We start from the raw sequence: 18154 nt of genomic DNA, 5'->3' as shown, positions 1-18154 counted from the left end.
TGATCCGGGTTGATTGGCCGCCCTATGGCCTCAGCGCCCCCAACCCCCGGGGGTACACCACCGCCGAAGCGGCGCGGTTGGTGGGCTTGGTGCTCGACCAGCTGGCGTTCGGCCCCCTGGCCGTGGTCGCGACGTCCAACGGCTGCAATGTCGCCCTGCAGCTGAACGCCGATAACCCCGTCCGCATCCGGGCCATGGCCTTCTCCATGCTGCCGCTGGAACGGCCCAGCCAGACCCGCCAGGTCGACTGGCGCATCCGCTGGATGCTGGCCTTCCACAACGCGGTGCTGCCCGACTACCATCCGCAGTTCTTCTACAGCCTGGTGCTGCAAGACACCTCCCATCCCGGCTGGCGGGTGCCGCCCTATCTGGCCCGCATCATGTACGACATGGCCAACCTGCCTGGCGCCATCCCCAACCAGCAGGCCTATCTGAAGTCCAACGTCGTGCTGTTCCGCACCACGGACGTGGGCGCCATCGCCGGCCAAGTGCGCGCGCCGGTATTGCTGCAATGGTCGGATGAGGACACGGTTATCTCGCAAAGCGCCGACGCATCGGTGAAGCGGTTCACCGGGACCCAGGTGAAAGTGATCCATTACCCCGGTATCGGCCACTGGCCGATGTGGGAGAGCCCGGACCGGTTCGCCGCCGACCTGGGTGAATTTCTGGATGCGCTTCCGCCGCCAGGGGCGGCACCTTGATGGCCCGCCCAGTCCGTCGTTCGGGCACGGCGCTTGAGAAGGCGAGGCACCCCGCCGGGTTGCCCGCCGCAGTGGGAGGCATACGGTGACGACGATTATTTCTGAAGATTCCCCGGCCCCTGTCCCGGCGGCCGCCGGCCAGGCGGATTATCCCCGCGGCCGCACGGCATGGTGGACCGTCACCGTCCTGTTCCTGGCCGCCATCGTGTCCATCATCGATCGCGGCATCATCAACATCGTCGTGGACCCGGTCCGCCATGATCTGGGCCTGGTCGATTTCCAGATCGGCCTGTTGCAGGGACTGGCCTTCGGACTGTTCTACGCCACGGTGGGCATCCCGCTGGGCCTGGTCGCCGACCGCGTGTCACGGCGCCTGCTGGTGTCCGTCGGCGTCCTGGTGTGGAGCCTGGCCACCATCGGCGGCGGCCTGGCCGCCACCTTCGGTGAGCTGTTCGCCTCCCGCCTGCTGGTGGGCCTGGGCGAGGCCGCCTTGGGACCGGCGGCGGTATCGCTGATCGCCGACCTGTTCCCGCCCCACCGCCGGGGCAAGCCCCTCAGCCTGTTCCTGACCGGCCAGGCCGTGGCCAACGGCCTGGCCATTTCGCTGACCAGCTTCATCATGGCTGCGGCGGCCAATGGGCGTTTCGCCGGCATTCCCCTGCTCCAGAACGCTGCCCCCTGGCGCGTGGCCTTCATCGGTTGCGGCACCCTGGGCCTGGTGGTGGTCGCCCTGATGCTGATGACCCGGGAGCCGCCGCGCCGCAGCGTCCAGGGGGCGGCCGACGCCACCACGCTGGCCGACAAGCTGTCCTTCCTGAAGCGCAACGGCGCGGTCTTCGCCCCGCTGTACCTGGGTTTCGCCCTGTGCTTCATGGCGGCCTATGCCGCCGCCGCCTGGTCGCCGGCCATGCTGACGCGGGCCTTCGGGCTGGGACCGGCGATGATCGGGACCTGGCTCGGGCCGTTCTCCATGGCCTTTTCCTTCCTGGGGCCGCTGGTGGGCGGCCTGATGATCGATCACTTCGCCCGCCGGTCCATCGCCATGGCCAAGTTCGGGATCCTGATCGTCGGTCCGCTGCTGGCCATTCCGTCGGCGCTGGCCGTGTTCGTTCCCGGTCCCGTCTTCGCCATGTTCCTGGTGGCCAGCAGCAGCGCCATCTTCGCTGTGCTGGGCGCCACCACCTTCGCCACCCTTCAGTCCATCGTGCCGCCCACCATGCGCGGCAGCGCCATCGCCCTGAGCGGCCTGGTCAACACCATCATCGGCGCCACCCTGGGCCCGCTGCTGGTGGCGACACTGACCGACCACCTGTTCCGGAACCCGGCGCAGGTCGGCTACTCCATCGCCATCGTCGTCATCCCGGCGCTGCTGGGCGGGGCGGCCCTGTTCGCGCTGGCCCGGCGTGGCATGGTCCGGCAGCGCCTGGCAGGGGGCGAGGCCGCCACCATGCTGTTGGCAGCCGAAGGCCAGAGGGTGGGCCCCTACCGCTGACGGCCGCCGCCGGCCTCTCCCATCGCGGCACCCCGCCGCCATCCATGAACGAGGTACCTTCAATGACCCAAGCCGCCACAGCCGCCGCTGGCGTCGTAACCCTGGCCGTCGAGGCCGCCACGCCGGACGCCCTGGCCGCGTTCGGGCGCGTCCTGGGCCGCACAGCCGACGTCAAGCCCGTCCCGGTGGACTTCTACAAGGGGCGGGTGCTGATGCGCTATCCGGTGGATTTCGCCTGCGAGCATCCGGTGGACATCAGCCTGGCGACGGTGGATACCCGCCCGCCGGAGGTGCGCTACATGGAACGCCACTTCCAGCACACGCAGACGTTCATCCCGCTGGCCGGGAAGCCCTTCGTCGTCGTGATGGCGCCGCCGTCGGACGGCGACCTGCCCGACCTGTCGCAGGCCCGTGCCTTCCTGTTCGACGGCAGCGCCGGCTTCACCCTGCATCTGGGCACCTGGCATGAGTTCCCCTTCGCCGTGGAGGATGCCACCGATGTGGTCGTCATCCTTTCCAGTCAGACGGGCTACGACCTGCACCAGCGCGACGCGGTGACGGAGGAGGCCTTCGGACCCGACCTGGACAAGAAGGACATCCAAGGGCGCACGGGCACGCTGATCCGGTTCGCCCAACCCGCCGCGCGGGCGTGAGCGTCGATCACAAGGGCGCGAAGGCGCCAGGATCACAAGAAAACGGAATAGGGAATCCCATGGAACGCAAGAACAGGGAAAGGGTCAGCCGGTCCCAAGGCAGCCAGCCGACCATCTTCAAGGACGCCACCACCGACGCGCTGGCCTCGATGGTCATGGCGCTGCTGGGCGAGGTGATGGTGCTACGCGACCGGCTGGACGCCCATGAGCGCCTGGCCGGCGGCTATGGCCCCGCCGATGTCGACGCCTTCCGCCCCGACGTGGAGGCGCGCGCCTATCGCGCCGCGTACCGTCAGCTGGCCTATGACCGCGTCCTGGGCGTGGCCCGGGACAAGCTGCTGCCGGACAGCCTGAGGGAACAGCGCGATTACGACAGCGTGCTGGACGAAGTGACGACGAACTGACCCCTTTCCTGGAAGGACACACCATGACCGAGCATTTCGGACACGCCGTCATGCCGCAGGCGACGCATGACGAACAGGCGATGGAAGATCACTTCCTGGCCATGCGCCTGTGGACCATTCAGAACATGGACCCGCTGGACAAGCGGCTGGTGAACGAGGTGATCGTTCCCGAGATCACGGCGAAGACAGGCGCGCCGCCCAAGTCCAGCGCCCAGATGCGGGCGACCCTGGAGGACCATCCCTTTCACCAGTACTGGCTGTCGCTCAGCTTCTTCTACCAGGACCAGATCTGGCGCGCCCTGGGCGCCAGCGTGGACCGCCAATACGACACCCTGGCCAATGCCGTATCCGAACGGACGGCGGCGCCACGCGGCTCGCTGACCCTGGACCCGGACCTGGCCATCCCCCGCTACATCGCCGCGTTCGACCACCACCGCATGCCCGGCAGTTATCATGTCGACACCTCGGCCGCGGACTTCAGGGCGGGCGCGCTGTACGACCGTTTCGCCTCGACCTATCTGCGCAATCTTAACGGCGGCTGGAAGAACGACGGGCGCGGACAGACGCTGGTGGCGCATCTGCGGGATTTCTATCCCGACCTGAAGCCCCGCCGCATCCTGGATCTAGGATGCTCCGTCGGGCACAGCACCGTGGCCATCGCCGCCGCCTTCCCGGATGCGGAGGTACACGCCATCGATGTGGGCGCGCCCATGTTGCGCTATGGCCACGCCCGCGCGGAAGCCATGGGCCAAGCCATTCATTTCAGCCAGCAGAACGCCGAACATACGCGGTTCGAGGACGCCAACTTCGACCTCATCACCTCCTCCGCCCTCTTGCATGAAACTTCGGCCGCGGCCATGCGCAACATCTTCGCGGAATGCCATCGCCTGCTGCGACCGGGCGGCGTCATGGCCCACGTCGAGGTGCCTCCGCGCCATGAACACCTGGGGCTGTGGGAACAGATGCGCTGCGATTTTGAATCGCACTACAACAACGAGCCGTTCATGGCGGCGCTCAGCCGGGTGGACTATGTCGCCACCAGCGTCGGCGCGGGCTTCGCCAGCGATGATGTGATCGTGGGCTATCGCAAGGGCGTCGCCGAGGCCCGCGCCAACCGCGACGACTTCTTCACGCAAGGCGACCCCCAGGGTCGCACCCTGCTGGGCAGCTGGTACGTCTGCTCCGCCATCAAGACGGCCGGGCTGAACTGACGGGCGGGCCACCGTCCGCATGAACGATGACAGGAGGCCGCAGCATCGCCCCGGCCTCCTTTTTTTATTCATGCTTAAACATAGGTCCGACCATGCGAAAGGCGCAACCACCTGGTGGACAGCAGCGCCCCGGGCATTGCGCCGCGTGGCCTCACAATTAATCCTCAAACTCAATTCCGGCAGCAAGACCGAGAAATACGAGGCAGGCCTAAAGGCTGCATCGGCAGGACAGTTGCACCCGCTGTTTGCGTCGAAGAATGTTATTCAGCGGCACTAATAAAAATTATTGATGCGAAGAGAGCTCTAGAAACTGGGAGACTTCCGTGGTCAACAAGACGACACGTACCGCACTAATCGGTGCTTCCTTATTCAGCATTTCGGCGGCCAGCGGCTTCGTCGCGGGCATGCCGATGGCCTATGCCGCCGCCGAAACGGCCGCCCCCGCCGAAGATTTCGGTGAACTTCAGGAAATCGTGGTCACCGCGCGCAAGCGATCGGAAGACGTGCTGAAGACCCCCGTCGCCGTCAGCGTGCTGACCAGTGACACCATCGCGCAGCGCGGTGTCGTCTCGGTCAATGACATCGCCGACCAGACGCCCGGCATGAACGTGACCAATAACGCCGCCGGGCGCAGCGATCGTTCCTTCCAGCAGATGGTCATCCGCGGCTTCGCCCCGGCCATCGTTGACATCACCACGGTCGCGACCTTCATCGACGGCGTGCCCGTCAGCTCCGCCTCGGCGCTGACCACGATTTCCGACCCGGAACGCGTTGAAGTGCTGAAGGGACCGCAGAGCGCGTATTTCGGCCGTAACACCTTCGCCGGCGCCTTCAACGTGGTGAACAAGGTGCCCACGGATGAATTCCACGGCAGCGCCAGCGCCATGGTGGGCAGCCGTGACAACTATCGTTTGAGCGCCGCGCTGGAAGGCCCGATCGTGGGCGACAAGCTGACCTTCCGCGTCACCGGCGACCGCTTCTCCAAGAGCGGTTCCTATGAGAACGCCTCCAACACCAGCCAGACGCTGGGCGACCAGTCCACCACCAGCGGCACGCTGATGCTGGTGTTCAAGCCCATCGACGGCCTGACGATCAAGGCCTTCGGCCTGCTGTCGAAGGATGACGACGGCCCCTCCGCCCAGGGCCTGATTTCCGCCTACACCGTCACGAATTCGTCGGGCAAGGTCGTCGTCCAGGGCCAGTCCAACTGCAAGCTGAACGGCAACCCCACCTTCTGCGGCACCGCGCCGTCGCTGACGTCCACCACCCCCTCGGCGTCCACCCTGACCGACAGCTACATCAAGAATTTCCTGTCCCTGCCCAATGGCCGCTTCATATCGCCTTCCGATGGCGCGCAGGGTTACGGCCTGTTCGCCACTTCTACCACGGCCACATCGCGGCGGATTACGAGATCCCCGACACCGACCTGACCGTCAGCTATCTGATGGGCGTGAACAGCGAGAAGTACAGCGCCTTCGTCGACCTGGACAATTACGGCGACAGCTCGGTCCTGAACAACGGCTTTGGCTCCATCCCCAGCGGCGCCCGCACCTACTTCGACTATCCCTACCTGGTCGAGCGCAAGACGGACGACTTCTCCCAGGAACTGCGCCTGGCCTACGACAGCGGCCCCCTGCGGGTCACCGGTGGCGTGAACTTCATCGATGCCTGGACGCAGGCCGGAAACGGTGGCGGCAACGGCGCCCTGGGCAAGACCGCCTTCTTCAGCGCCAACGGCGAGACCCGGGCCCGCACCTCCAGCGGCTTCTACGGCATCACCTACCAGGTGACCGACGCGCTCAGCCTTAGCGCCGAGGGCCGCTACCAGATCGACAAGCTGTTCGCCTACGCCCCGCTCAGCGGCTATACCGCGACCAACAGCAACTTCGTGCCGGCTGGTTACTATGCCGGTGGTTCGCTGATGCTGAGCAAGTCTTATGAAAACTTCATGCCCCGCTTCATCGCGCAGTACCAGCTGAACGATGACCTGATGACCTACGCCTCCTACGCGCAGGGTGTGAACCCGGGCCGCTTCAACACCAGCTTCATCTCCTCCTCCGCCGCCACGCAGCGTGCGGCGGCGGCGGCCGGGCTGAAGGTGCAGGTCGATCCGGAAGAGGTGACCAACTACGAGATCGGTCTGAAGGGCCGCCTGTTCGACGGCCGCCTGCGCTTCACCCTGGACGGCTACTACGCCCAGTGGCGCAACCAGATCAATTCGCTGAACCTGTCCGGTATCGACCCGGTCACCAACTCCGCCTTCGCCATCACCAGCTACGACAACACCGGCGATGTGGATTTGAAGGGTATCGAGTTCGACGGCACCTACGCGCTGACGAAGCAGATCGCCCTGAATGTCGGTGCCGCCCTGGTCGACACCGACATCCAGTCGTACAAGTCCACCGCCGTCACCAAGCTGACCGGCGTCACCGACTTCAGCGGCAAGGAGATGCCCAACACCTCCAAGTACTCGGCCAACGCTGGCCTGCAGTACAATGGTGAACTGAAGGGCTGGATGGACGGCACCTGGTTCGCCCGCGCCGACTACATCTACAAGTCGGGCGTGTGGTCGAACGCGGCCAATGTGGTGAAGACCCCGGACCGCCACACCGTGAACGTCCGCCTGGGCGCCACCCAGGGCGATATCTCGGCGGATTTCTTCATCAACAACCTGTTCGACAACACCACCTACACGTCGATCAGCGACCAGTTCATCTTCACCAACAACTTCGCCTACACCAGCACCCTTTCCGCCCTGGTGGTTGGCCTGCCCGAACGCCGCACGTTCGGCTTCCAGGTCCGGTACAAGTTCTGACCCCTGACGCCTAAAAGGCCGGCGGACGGCCGTTACGCGCCGTCCGCCCCCTGCCTGCCTGCCGGCCGGCCCCCGCGTTCCAGCCTCCAAAACAATACCGGCGGCCGTGTCCACCTGGTGGACACGGGCAGGCGACCCCGTGTCACGCGCCCGGGTTTCCGGTCGGTAATTCCGGCATCGCGTCCCCCGGCACGGCATGCGCATCCCGGGCAGCATCGGAGCCCCTTTCCCATGAGCATCGTCATCACCCGCGGCTATACCGCCGGCCGGTACGGCCAGGTCCACTACCGCGTCGCCCGGCCATCAGGCCCGGTCGTCGGCCGGCCCCTGGTGCTGTTCCACCAGAACCCCTCCTCCTCCTTCGAATATGAGCCGCTGATCGCCGAAATGGCCACCGACCGCGTGGTCCTGGCGCTGGACACGCCGGGCTACGGCATGTCCGACCGCCCCCCGGCGCCACTGACCATCGCCGGCTACGCCTCCGCCCTCATGGAGGTCCTGCCGGACCTGGGCATCACGGCCGCCGAGGGCTGCGACCTCTATGGCTTCCACACCGGTGCCCTGCTGTCCATCGAGGCCGCCCTGGCCCGACCCGACCTGGTGCGCCGCCTGGCCGTCACCGGCATGCCCATGCGCACGCCCGATGAAGCCGCCGCCCTGCTCGATGTCGCCCACACCGCCCCGCCCCTGGATGAGGCGGGCGAGGTGGCGCTGGACCTGGCCAAGCGCCTTTGGGACTACGTCGTCGTCTCCCGCGCGGCGGGTGTTCCCCTGCGCCGCGCCGCCGACAACTGGGTCGACAAGCTGCGCGTCATGGACCGCGGCCAGTGGGCCTACGTCGCGGTGTGGAGCTATGAATACCACCCCCGCCTGCCGCTGGTGACGCAATCCGTCCTGGTGCTTCAGCCCAATGAGGACATCCGCGACTGCTCCCTGGCCGCGGCCGCCCTGCTGCCCAACCACACCATCGTCGAGATGCCGGAATGGGAACGGGACATCTTCGACCTTCCCGCCGCCGTCACCCTCATGGGTGTCGAGTTGCGCCGCTTTTATGACCTGCCTTGATCCTTGATAGTTAGGAGTTGCCGATGACCGCCCCTGCCGCCGTGCCGCCGCAGACATCCCTGCCCATGGCCAAGATCTCCCACTCGGTCATGGATCCGGGATTCCTGGCGACGGAAGTGGCCCGGCGCTACGAGATCGCCGGCCCCGTGACCGCCTTCCTGCTGTACCGGGGCATGAACGACGTCTACCTGGTCCAGGGCGCCGATGAGCGCTACGCCCTGCGCGTCTGGCGCAAGACCTATCGTGGCGTGGACGAGGTGGCGACGGAGTTGAACTTCCTGGACTACCTGCGCCAGCAGGGCTTCCCGGCCTCCGCCGGTGTGCGCACCCGCGATGGGGAGTTGTACTTCAAGCTGGACTCGCCCGAAGGCCCCCGCGCCATCGCCCTGTACGACTGGGCGCCGGGCAAGAAGTTCACCGATCGCCTGAACATCGCCGATGCCGAGCGCATTGGCGCCCTGTTCGCCCAGATGCACCTGCACGGCCTTGCCTACAATGGTGGACGCCCGTTCTCCACCGATAACGTCGTGCGCTTCAGGGTCACCGTCCCGGCCCTGCTGAACTTCGTCTACGACCGGCCGGACGACCTGCGTGACTACGCCATCATCGTGGAGCGCCTGGCCCAACGCCTGATCGACATCAGGTCGGACGACGTGCCCCTGGGCATCTGCCATTGCGACTTCCATTCCAGCAACGTCCACGTGGCCGACGACGGGCGCATCACCTTCCTCGACTTCGACGGGACGGGTGAGGACTACCTGATGCAGGACGTGAAGAACTTCGTCTGGGGCAACCTGTTCTACGGCTTCTCCGAAAGCTACGGCGAGGCGTTCGAGCGGGGGTATGAGACCGTCCGTCCCTTCACCAAGGCGGAGAAGGAACATGGTGAGCTGTTCCTGATGGCCAAAGCCTTCCGTCTGGTGGCGGGCATGGCGGAATCCTCTGCCGCCGTTGGCCGCGGCACCCTCCGCTTCCGCAACCTGGACTGGCTGGGCGACTACATCAAGACCCGCGCCCGTCCCCTGGGCCTGCTGTGACCCACGCGCGGGCCGGACGTCCTGTTCCATCGCCCGGCCCGCGCCTTTCGTCCCAGGCCTGAAAACCGGAGGCTCCCCCTCCAAGGTGGTCCCATGGATGCTTTCGATACCCACCTCGCGGCCCTCATGGCCGACGACGACGCCCTGCTGCAGGGCCTGCAACGGGGCGGGCCCATCAACATGCCCCGGGCCTATGAGATCATGGACCGCTTCGGGATCGACGGTTTCGTGCTGGGCGATCCCCTGAACGTCTTCCACGCGCTGGGCTACTGGCCGCAGATCGGCACGACGCGGCAGGGCCAGCCGCCCACCACCTTCGCCATCCTGAGCCGCGACCCGCGGCACGCGCCGGCCATCGTCACCTCACACTTCATCTACTACTACACCTTCGTCGACGGCGGTCCGCGCGACGGTGTTGCCGCCTACCTGTTCCAGGAGGCGGGGGATGAGGGCGCGGAGCGCACGGTGGAGCCCTGGGCCGGCCTGTTCGCCGACAGGGGCGCCGCCCCTCTGACCCAGGTCGAGGAGCGGCGGCGCGACCGCACCGACGTCGCCCTTCGCACCCGGCCCCTCGCGGCGGACAGCGGCGGCGCCCTGGCCAACGCCTTGCGCGACATGGGCCTGTGGTCGGGCCGGCTGGCCTATGACCATGACGTCGTCCGCATGGTGTGCGAACGCCATGAACGGCCGGGCGCCCTAACCCCGGCGGACAATCTGCTGCGCTGGATCCGGGTGGTGAAGTCGCCGCTTGAACTGGCGCTGATGCGGCGGGGGGCGCAGGCGAACGCCGCGGCGGTTGACGCCGTCATCGCCCAGGTCCGCGCCGGCGCCAACTATCGGGATATGCGCCGGCTATTCGCCATGGAAAGCGCCCGGCGCGGCAACCGCGCCGTGTTCATGACCATCGACCGCGTCTCGTCCGACCTGCCCACGTCGGACACGGTGCGCGACGGCCAGTCGCTGTTCTTCGACGGCGTTGGCCACTTCCAGAACTATCACGGCGACTACGCCCGCACGGTGTTCGTGGGCGAGCCGGCGGCGGCGGCGGTCCGCGCGGCGGATGCGGCGCAGGCGGGCTGGAAGGCCATCCGCGAACAGCTGCGCCCCGGCATGCGCTTCTCGGAGGTCAGCCGCATCGGCCTGGAAACCTTGCGCAAGTCGGGCGTGGGCGACCTCGTCACCTTCGGGCCGCACAGCGTCGGCCTGATGCATACCGATGAGCCGGGTGAGGTGCGGGGCGGCTTTTACGGCAAGAACGACCTGACCCTGGAAGAGAACATGATCCTGAGCGTCGACTGCCCCTCGCTGGATACCGGCATCGGGGGATCGGTGCACATCGAGGATTTGGTGGTGATCACGCGCGATGGCGCGGAGCCCATCCACCCCCTCGGCAAACACGTCATCACGATCTGAGGCTTTCGCCATGTACCTATCGATCAGTATCGACGTCCCGGCGCGGGACGGGACGGCCTTCGCCCAGTTGGGCCGCCTCGCCGACCGCGTTGAGGGGGCGGCCGCCGATTTCGTCCTTCTTGCCCGCGCCAACGACGGCGGCGCGCTGGAGCCGGGGCGGCTGGAGGCGGTGGTGACCCTGCCCTGGATCACCCGCCGCCTGGCCACGCCCGTAGTGGTGGCGGCCCTGCCGGCCCTGCATTCCGTCCCCTTCCACATCGCCCGCGCCCTGTCGGCGGCGGATTTCCTGACCGGCGGCCGCGCCGGGTGGATGCCCCTGCTGGGTGGCGGCGCCCGGTTCGACGCGGCCTACGGCGACGTCTATCACCTGCCGTCCGCCGACGCGGTGGCCAAGCATGACGATTTCATCCGTGCCACCCGCGCCCTGTGGGACAGCTGGGACCAGGACGCCCTGATCATCGATAAGGCCAGCGGCGCCTATCTCGACAGCGCCAAGGTCCGGCGGGTGGATTATCGCGGCCCCTTCTTCAAGACCATGGGCCCGCTGAACGCGGCACGGCCGCCGCAGGGGCATCCCCTGCTGGTGCGCGACCTGGACGATGTGGCCGGCAGCGCCATCCCCGCCGACGTGGTGCTGGGCGGCGTGGACCAGGTGGCTGGTGGCGATGCGCGTGGGGCCGTGCGCCTGTTGAAGACCACGGCCGCCACCGTGGCGCAGGCCGAGGCGTTGGTCCGCGAGGGCCGGGCGGAGGGCTTGCACCTGATGGGCGCCGACGCCATCGACCTGCTGGAGGCGCTGCGCCTGCGCCACGCCCGGCGGTCCGCGCCCGGCGCCACGGCCCGCGCCCGCTTGGGCCTGGACATGCCCGCCAACCCCTATTCCAAGAAGGTCACCGCCTGATGTCACGCGAGAACGGCAGACTGCATCTCTGGGCCTTCCTCCAAGGCATCGGCTTCTTTCCCGGCGGCTGGCGGGACGCGAAGGCCACCCCCGGCGCGGTGTTCCATCGCGCCTATTACGAGCGCGTGGCCCGCATGGTGGAGGATGCGCGCTTTGACGCCATCGTCTTCGGCGACCAACTGCAGGGCCGCGACGCCGCCGGCCGCACGCCCGGCCGTCTGGCCATTCCCACGCTGGACCCCTTCACCCTGCTGTCGGTGATGGCCGGCGTGACCAGCCGTGTCGGCCTGGTCGCCACCGTTTCGACCACCTACAACGAGCCGGCGGAGGTGGCGGCCAAGTTCGCCGCCCTCAACTTCGTCAGTGAGGGCCGGGCCGGCTGGAACATCGTCACCACCGCCCACCCCAATTCCGCCTGGAACTTCGGCGAGCCGGAGCTGCTGGAGAAATCGGCGCGCTACATCCGCGCCCAGGCCTTCGTCGACGCTGCCGACGCCTTCTGGCGCGCGGCGGCGGGCAGCCCGATGGCAACCGCCGAGGCGCTGCGGAACCAGTGGTTCCAGATCGACGGCACGCTGGACTTCCCGACATCCCCCCAGTACCGGCCCGTGCTGGTGCAGGCGGGCCAGTCGCCGGACGGCCGCCATTTCGCCGCCAAGTCGGCGGAGGCCATCTTCTGCCCCGCCCCCACCATCGACGCCGGCCGCGCCTTCCGCGACGACATCCATGAGCGTGCCCGCGCCCTGGGCCGCGACCCGACCAAGATGCTGATCATGCCGGGCCTGGCCTTCATCCTGGGCGACACGGAGGAGGAGGCGCAGCGCAAGCACCGCCACATGCTGGAACTGGCCGACGACCAGCTGTGCATCGAGTACCTGAGCGAATCCATCGGCTTCGACCTGACCCGGCTGCCGGCGGACAAGCCCTTCCCGCTGGATGAGATCTGCGCCACCTGTGAATTCCCGCCGGCCGACGTGCGACGCATGCTGACCCCGGCGGTGGAGGCCGGCCAGACCATCGCGGAGGCGTGTCGCGACTACGCCCGCAAGCCGCGCGGCCACGCCATCTTCGTGGGCACGGCGGAGCAGATGGCCGACCGCATGGAAACCTGGATCGACGCCGGCGCCTGCGACGGCTTCACCCTGCAGCCGGGCTTCATGCCCAGCGAGCTGGAGCTGTTCTGCGCCCACGTGGCCCCGCTGCTGCAGGCGCGCGGCCTGCTGCGGCGGGAATACCAGGGCCCCACCCTGCGCGATCACCTCGGCTGCGATTTCCAGGCATGACGGACATCGCCGTCGAACGCGCCTTCGTCCGCATCGCGGAAGGCCAGGTCCACCTGCGGCGCATCGTGAACCCGGCGGCGACCCAGCCGCCGGTGTTCCTGCTGCACGCCTCCCCCACCTCGTCCCGTTGGCTGGAAGGCCTGATGGTGGAGATCGCACGGTCCGGCCGCACGGTCTTCGCCCCCGACACGCTGGGTAACGGCGATTCCCCGGCGCCGGCCGTGCCGTCGCCCGATATCGGCTATTTCGCCGGCAGCGTGCTGCGGCTGGCGGACGCCCTGGGCGTCGGCGCCTTCGACGTCTACGGCACCCACACCGGTGCCCGCACCGCCTGCGAGCTGGCGGTCATGGCCGGTGGGCCCGAGGGGGGCGGCCGGGTGCGCCATGCGGTGCTGGACGGTATCAAGGACTATGACGACGCCACCCGCGCCGCCGTCCTGGAGCACTACGCCCCGCGCAAGGAACCGGACGAGCATGGCGCCCACATGGTCTGGGCCTTTCATTTCGTGCGGGACCAGGCGCTGTACTTCCCCCACTTCATGCGCGATGCGGACCACCGCCTGCCCGGCCACATGCCCAGCAACCGGGTGCTGCACGACGCGGCGCTGGACGTGCTGAAGGCGCTGGACACTTACGCCCTGCCCTATCTCGCCGCTTTCCGCTACCGGCCGCTGGAACGCCTGCCCCTCATCTCCTGCCCTGTCCTGCTGCTGAAGGCGGAGCGGGAACTGGCGGCCCTGAACGCCGCCATCGATGAGGCGGCTGGCCTGTTGCGGGACGGGCACGTGGCGCCAGTCGCGTCCGACCCCGCCGCCAAGGCGCGGGCCATTGTCGCCTTCCTGGATGGAGACCGCCCATGACCGCGCCCATGACCGCCCAGCCAGCCACCGACCCCGCGACCGACAAGGCCACCGACAGGGCCACCCGCCTCAGCGTGGGGGTCTGTGTCGGCTTCGGTGTCGGCACCGTCGGCGTCTCCATCATGCTGAACACGGTGACGGCCTATTTTCCGGCCTTCATGTCCACCGTGCTGGGCAAGAACACGGAATTGGCCGGCTATCTGCTGATGGCGTCGAAGCTGTACGACGCCATCGCCGACCTGGTCATCGGCAGTTTGAGCGACCGGACGCGCAGCCGGTGGGGCCGGCGCCGGCCCTATCTGCTGGCCGGCGGATTCGTCTCCGCCGCGTCCTTCCTGATGATCTTCTGCGCGCCCGACATGGGCGACACCGCCCTGATCCTCTACATGCTGTTGGCGCTGGTCATTTATTCCACCGGCTATTCCCTGTTCAACGTGCCCTACATGGCCATGCCGTCGGAGATGACGCCATCGCGCTATGAACGGTCGCGTCTGCTGTCCTTCCGCACGCTGTTCGTCTCACTGGGGCAGATCCTGGCCATGGCGGGTACCGCCGCCCTCATCTCCCACGGTGGTGGTGGGGCCACGGGCTACGCCGTCATGGGCTGGGCCATGGCGCTGGTCATCGGCACCGCGATGGTCCTATCCTTCTTCGGCACGGCCAAGGCGCCGGTGCTGGAGGTCGCACCAGCCCCGGTGGAAAAGGCCGGCGGCGGCTCATGGCTGACCGTGTTCCGCAACCGGCCCTTCTGCCTGCTGATGGCGGCGAAGGTCTGCCAGTTCCTGGCGTTCGCCAGCCTGGCCACCACCAGCCTGCTGTTCATGCTGAACGTGCTGCACCTGGGCTATACCGGGCAGATGCAGCTGGCCCTGGCGCAGAACATCGCGTCGGGCCTGTCCATGCCCGGCTGGCTGTGGCTGGAGCGGCGGACGGGCAAGCGCAACGCCTATCTGGTGGGCATGGCCATCATGGCCCTGGCGGCGGCCAGCTGGCTGCTTGTCGGCAAGGATGGCGTCGGCACCGTCGAACTGTTGATCCGCGGCGTGGCCAGCGGTATCGGCGCCGGCGGCATGATCCTGCTGTCCATCTCCATGATGGCGGACACCCTGGCTTATGACCGGGACCTGACCGGCCTGCGGCGTGAGGGCCTGCTGTCGAGCATCATGGCCGTCATCGAGAAGGGCACCTTCGCCCTGGGCGTGGCCCTGGTGGGCATCCTGCTGAACCTGGCCCACTATGTGCCGACCAAGAACGGCCAGTTGGTGGAACAGCCGCATTCCGCCGTCCTGGCGCTCTACGCCGGCTATGTCGTCATTCCCTTGCTGCTGTTCATCTGCAACGCCCTGTGCATCAGCTTCTACAAGCTGGGCGCCCGCAGTCCCGAATTCGCCACCCCATCGGTGATCGAGCCGGAGCCTGCGGCCAACTGACAGGCCGCCCCTGTCCCACAAACGGCATCGGCCCGGCATGACGCCGGGCCGATCGCTTTTCCCCAAATGGCGTTCGCCATCCTGTCATGGATGATCAATGAACAGCCACGGCTGGGTCGCGTGGTGGCGTCCCTCGAACGCGGCGATGGCGTCGGCCTGGGTGTTCAGCAGGGTCGCCGTCTCATCCCAGCCGTTGAGCAGCGCCAGCTTGCGCTCCGCCGGCACGGTGAAGGCCACCGGTGCCAGCCCGTCCACCGTCACCGTCTCCGCCTCCAGATCCACGTCGAAGGTGCGGCCCTCGCCCGCCGCGCGGCTCAGGGCCTCCACCTGCGTCGCCGGCAGGGTGATGGGCAGGACTCCGTTGCGGAAGCAGTTGGACTGGAAGATTTCCCCGAAGCTGGGGGCGATGACGCAGCGGATGCCCCGGCCTAGCAGGCACCAGACCGCGTGTTCGCGGCTGGAGCCTGAGCCGAAGTTGGCTCCGGCGACCAGGACGGTGGCGTTCCGCCACGGCTCCCGGTTCAGGACGAAATCACCCACCTCGGCCCCGTCCGCCTGGAAGCGCCGGTCATGGAAGGCATAGGCCCCCAGACCATCGCGCGCGGTGATCAGCAGGAAACGGGCGGGATAGATGATGTCGGTGTCGACATTCTCTTCCGGCAGCGGCGCCGCCGTGCCGTGGACGCGGGTGAAGGGCTGCATCATTGGGACACCAGATCGCGGACATCGGTCAGGCGGCCGGTGACGGCCGCGGCGGCCGCCATGGCCGGACTCATGAGGTGCGTGCGCCCCCCCAGCCCCTGGCGACCTTCGAAATTGCGGTTGGACGTGCTGGCGCACCGTTCCCCCGGGGCCAGCCGGTCGTCGTTCATCGCCACACACATGGAACAGCCGGCATGGCGCCATTCGAAGCCGGCGGCCAGGAAGACAGCGTCCAGCCCTTCGGCTTCCGCCTGCTTCTTGGTCGCGGTCGATCCTGGGACCACGATGGCGCGCACGCCCGGGGCCCACCGCCGGCCCTCGGCGACAGCCGCCGCCGCGCGCAGATTCTCGATACGGCTGTTGGTGCAGGACCCGATGAACACGCGTTGGATGGCGATTTCGGTGAAGGGCATGCCGGGACGCAGGCCATGTAGGCAAAGCCTTTTCGGCATGACGCCGGGCGCTTCCCCCGGTATGGTGCGGGGTCGGGCACGTGGCCCGTGACGGGGGCGGCCTCATCGGGGCTGGTGCCCCAGCTGACATGGGGGCTGAGCGCCGCGACATCCAGGGTGACCACCCGATCGTAAGCGGCGCCGGGATCGGAGCGCAGGGTCCGCCAATAGGCGACGGCGCGATCCCAGTCCTCCCCCTTTGGCGCCAGCCGGCGCCCTTGGAGATAGGCGAAGGTGACATCGTCGGGCGCGACCAGGCCGACGCGGCCCCCCGCCTCGATCGTCATGTTGCACAGGGTGAGGCGGCCCGCCATGGACATGGCCTCCACCGCCGGCCCGGTGTATTCGACCGCATAGCCGCGGGCGCCCAGCGCGCCCACCTGGTGGATGAAGGCCAGGGCTATGTCCTTGGCGCTGACGTGGGGACCGGGCAGGCCCACCAACTCGACGCGCAGGGTCTTGGACCGGCGCTGCTTCAGGCACTGCGTCGCCATGACGGTGCCGCTCTCGCCGGAACCGATGCCGAACGCCAGCGCGCCGAAGGCGCCGTGGGTGGAGGTGTGGCTGTCACCGCATACGAGGGTGCTGGCGGGCAAGGTGTAGCCCTGTTCCGGGCCGACGACATGGACGATGCCCTGATCCTCACCGTCCAGCGCCAGGTAGGGCACGCCGAAGTCGGCGACGTTCTGCTCCAGTTCCGCCACCTGGGCCCGGGCCAGCGGATCGGCGATGACGCCGCCGCGGGTGCCCGTTGGCACGGCGTGGTCGGCCACGGCCAGGTGGGCCCGGGGCCGGCGCATGGCCCGGCCCCCCTCGCGCAGGGCGGCGAAGGCCTGTGGGCTGCTGACCTCATGCACCAGATGACGGTCGATGTAGAGCAGCACGTCACCGCCCGGCAATTCGGCGACCACGTGACTGTTCCATAGCTTGTCGTAAAGGGTCTGGGGTTCGCGCACCGACCACCACCATCTCTTGCTTGTGACGCATCATTCCTTAGGACCGTGCCGCCCGGTCGACAATGGCGGGCCCGCCCGTGTCCGCAGCATGGTCAGCCTGGGCCGGCCCCGCTCAGGTCGGCCCCGCTCACAGGCCCCCGCTCACAGGCCCATGCACAGGTATTTCAGTTCCAGGTAGTCATCCAGGCCATGGCGGGAGCCTTCGCGCCCCAGGCCCGACTGTTTCACCCCGCCGAACGGCGCCACCTCGGTGGAGATCAGGCCGGTGTTGATGCCGACCATCCCCGCCTCCAGCGCCTCGGCCACACGCCATACACGGCCGATGTCGCGGGTGTAGAAATAGCTGGCCAGGCCGTATTCGCTGGCGTTGGCCTGGGATATCGCGTCCGCCTCGTCCGTGAAGCGAACGACACCGGCCAGAGGGCCGAACGTCTCCTCTGCCGCGATGCGCATGCCGGCCGCCACACCCGTCAGGACGGCGGGGGTGTAGAAGGTGCCGCCCAGGGCGTGGCGCCCGCCGCCGGCCACCAGGCGCGCGCCCCGGTCCACCGCGTCCGCCACGTGCTGCTCCACCTTGGCCACGGCGGCGGCGTCGATCAGCGGCCCCACTTCGGTCCCCGGCGCCATGCCGTCGCCGACGCGCAACGCCGCCACGCGGTCCGCCAGCCTTTTCACGAAGGCGTCATGGATGCCGTCCTGGACATAGAAGCGGTTGGTGCAGACGCAGGTCTGGCCGCCGTTGCGGAACTTGGACGCGATGGCGCCCTCGACGGCCGCAT

At 68.0% G+C, this 18154-nt stretch carries 16 protein-coding genes and 1 pseudogene; 14 read left to right on the top strand and 3 right to left on the bottom strand.

Features of this window, described 5'->3' with window-relative positions; genetic code table 11:
• From I55_RS19045 to I55_RS18985, 14 genes are all read left to right on the top strand, one after another.
• On the top strand, positions 1 to 701 hold a 701-nt coding region (locus I55_RS19045; RefSeq protein ID WP_044562160.1), incomplete at its 5' end, for an alpha/beta fold hydrolase.
• A gap of 85 nt (positions 702 to 786) precedes the next feature.
• Complete coding sequence (locus tag I55_RS19040; protein WP_085940057.1) at positions 787 to 2193, top strand: MFS transporter; 1407 nt, start codon at positions 787 to 789, stop codon at positions 2191 to 2193.
• A gap of 62 nt (positions 2194 to 2255) precedes the next feature.
• A complete protein-coding gene (locus tag I55_RS19035) occupies positions 2256 to 2846 on the top strand; it encodes an ureidoglycolate lyase (RefSeq protein ID WP_044562159.1) in 591 nt (196 codons plus the stop codon).
• A gap of 59 nt (positions 2847 to 2905) precedes the next feature.
• Positions 2906 to 3250, top strand: coding sequence for a hypothetical protein (locus I55_RS19030; RefSeq protein WP_044562158.1), 345 nt, complete (start codon positions 2906 to 2908; stop codon positions 3248 to 3250).
• A 23-nt stretch (positions 3251 to 3273) separates the two neighbouring features.
• Positions 3274 to 4461 (top strand): class I SAM-dependent methyltransferase, encoded by a 1188-nt coding sequence (locus I55_RS19025; RefSeq protein ID WP_085940056.1) that lies wholly within the window; start codon positions 3274 to 3276, stop codon positions 4459 to 4461.
• A gap of 323 nt (positions 4462 to 4784) precedes the next feature.
• Positions 4785 to 5891 (top strand): TonB-dependent receptor, encoded by a 1107-nt coding sequence (locus tag I55_RS33245; protein ID WP_049974276.1) that lies wholly within the window; start codon positions 4785 to 4787, stop codon positions 5889 to 5891.
• Between the two features lie 20 nt (positions 5892 to 5911).
• A complete protein-coding gene (locus I55_RS33240; RefSeq protein ID WP_159107237.1) occupies positions 5912 to 7276 on the top strand; it encodes a TonB-dependent receptor in 1365 nt (454 codons plus the stop codon).
• Between the two features lie 231 nt (positions 7277 to 7507).
• On the top strand, positions 7508 to 8341 hold the full coding sequence (locus tag I55_RS19015) for an alpha/beta fold hydrolase (RefSeq protein ID WP_044562155.1): 834 nt from the start codon (positions 7508 to 7510) through the stop codon (positions 8339 to 8341).
• Between the two features lie 23 nt (positions 8342 to 8364).
• The gene (locus tag I55_RS19010; protein ID WP_044562154.1) at positions 8365 to 9378 is read left to right on the top strand and encodes a phosphotransferase enzyme family protein; all 1014 of its coding nucleotides are present in this window, start codon (positions 8365 to 8367) and stop codon (positions 9376 to 9378) included.
• Positions 9379 to 9471: 93 nt separating this feature from the next.
• Positions 9472 to 10791: a Xaa-Pro peptidase family protein gene (locus I55_RS19005; RefSeq protein ID WP_044562153.1), complete on the top strand. Its 1320-nt coding sequence runs from the start codon at positions 9472 to 9474 to the stop codon at positions 10789 to 10791.
• 10 nt (positions 10792 to 10801) lie between these two features.
• A complete protein-coding gene (locus I55_RS19000) occupies positions 10802 to 11692 on the top strand; it encodes an LLM class flavin-dependent oxidoreductase (RefSeq protein ID WP_049974274.1) in 891 nt (296 codons plus the stop codon).
• On the top strand, positions 11692 to 12975 hold the full coding sequence (locus I55_RS18995; RefSeq protein WP_044562152.1) for an NtaA/DmoA family FMN-dependent monooxygenase: 1284 nt from the start codon (positions 11692 to 11694) through the stop codon (positions 12973 to 12975). Before I55_RS19000 ends, I55_RS18995 begins: the two co-directional genes overlap by 1 nt.
• Positions 12972 to 13835, top strand: coding sequence for an alpha/beta fold hydrolase (locus I55_RS18990; protein ID WP_044562151.1), 864 nt, complete (start codon positions 12972 to 12974; stop codon positions 13833 to 13835). Before I55_RS18995 ends, I55_RS18990 begins: the two co-directional genes overlap by 4 nt.
• Positions 13832 to 15265, top strand: a complete 1434-nt coding sequence (locus I55_RS18985) for an MFS transporter (RefSeq protein ID WP_049974272.1) — start codon at positions 13832 to 13834, stop codon at positions 15263 to 15265. The genes I55_RS18990 and I55_RS18985 overlap by 4 nt, the downstream gene beginning before the upstream one ends.
• Before the next feature lie 84 nt (positions 15266 to 15349).
• On the opposite strand, the gene leuD is transcribed toward I55_RS18985, so the two are convergent.
• From leuD to I55_RS18970, 3 genes and pseudogenes are all read right to left on the bottom strand, one after another.
• Entirely contained in the window at positions 15350 to 15967 is a 618-nt protein-coding gene (leuD, locus tag I55_RS18980) for a 3-isopropylmalate dehydratase small subunit (protein ID WP_044562150.1), read from the bottom strand.
• Positions 15967 to 17375 (bottom strand): annotated as a pseudogene (gene leuC, locus I55_RS18975) (3-isopropylmalate dehydratase large subunit). The gene leuD and the pseudogene leuC overlap by 1 nt, the downstream one beginning before the upstream one ends.
• A gap of 141 nt (positions 17376 to 17516) precedes the next feature.
• Positions 17517 to 18154: aldehyde dehydrogenase family protein (locus I55_RS18970; protein ID WP_044562149.1), on the bottom strand; the 638-nt coding region annotated here is incomplete at its 5' end.

It is taken from the genome of Azospirillum sp. B4 (genome assembly GCF_000333275.1).
Taxonomy (GTDB): domain Bacteria; phylum Pseudomonadota; class Alphaproteobacteria; order Azospirillales; family Azospirillaceae; genus Nitrospirillum.
This window is presented reverse-complemented; position numbering and strand designations above follow the sequence as displayed.

Bases quoted from the DNA above. Each gene is read 5' to 3' on its own strand.
- I55_RS18990 (WP_044562151.1), top strand. From the start codon at position 12,972: ATGACGGACATCGCCGTCGAACGCGCCTTCGTCCGCATCGCGGAAGGC.
- I55_RS19000 (WP_049974274.1), top strand. From the start codon at position 10,802: ATGTACCTATCGATCAGTATCGACGTCCCGGCGCGGGACGGGACGGCC.
- I55_RS19005 (WP_044562153.1), top strand. From the start codon at position 9,472: ATGGATGCTTTCGATACCCACCTCGCGGCCCTCATGGCCGACGACGAC.
- leuD (WP_044562150.1), bottom strand. From the start codon at position 15,967: ATGCAGCCCTTCACCCGCGTCCACGGCACGGCGGCGCCGCTGCCGGAA.
- I55_RS19025 (WP_085940056.1), top strand. From the start codon at position 3,274: ATGACCGAGCATTTCGGACACGCCGTCATGCCGCAGGCGACGCATGAC.
- I55_RS19035 (WP_044562159.1), top strand. From the start codon at position 2,256: ATGACCCAAGCCGCCACAGCCGCCGCTGGCGTCGTAACCCTGGCCGTC.
- I55_RS19015 (WP_044562155.1), top strand. From the start codon at position 7,508: ATGAGCATCGTCATCACCCGCGGCTATACCGCCGGCCGGTACGGCCAG.
- I55_RS19010 (WP_044562154.1), top strand. From the start codon at position 8,365: ATGACCGCCCCTGCCGCCGTGCCGCCGCAGACATCCCTGCCCATGGCC.
- I55_RS18985 (WP_049974272.1), top strand. From the start codon at position 13,832: ATGACCGCGCCCATGACCGCCCAGCCAGCCACCGACCCCGCGACCGAC.
- I55_RS18995 (WP_044562152.1), top strand. From the start codon at position 11,692: ATGTCACGCGAGAACGGCAGACTGCATCTCTGGGCCTTCCTCCAAGGC.
- I55_RS19030 (WP_044562158.1), top strand. From the start codon at position 2,906: ATGGAACGCAAGAACAGGGAAAGGGTCAGCCGGTCCCAAGGCAGCCAG.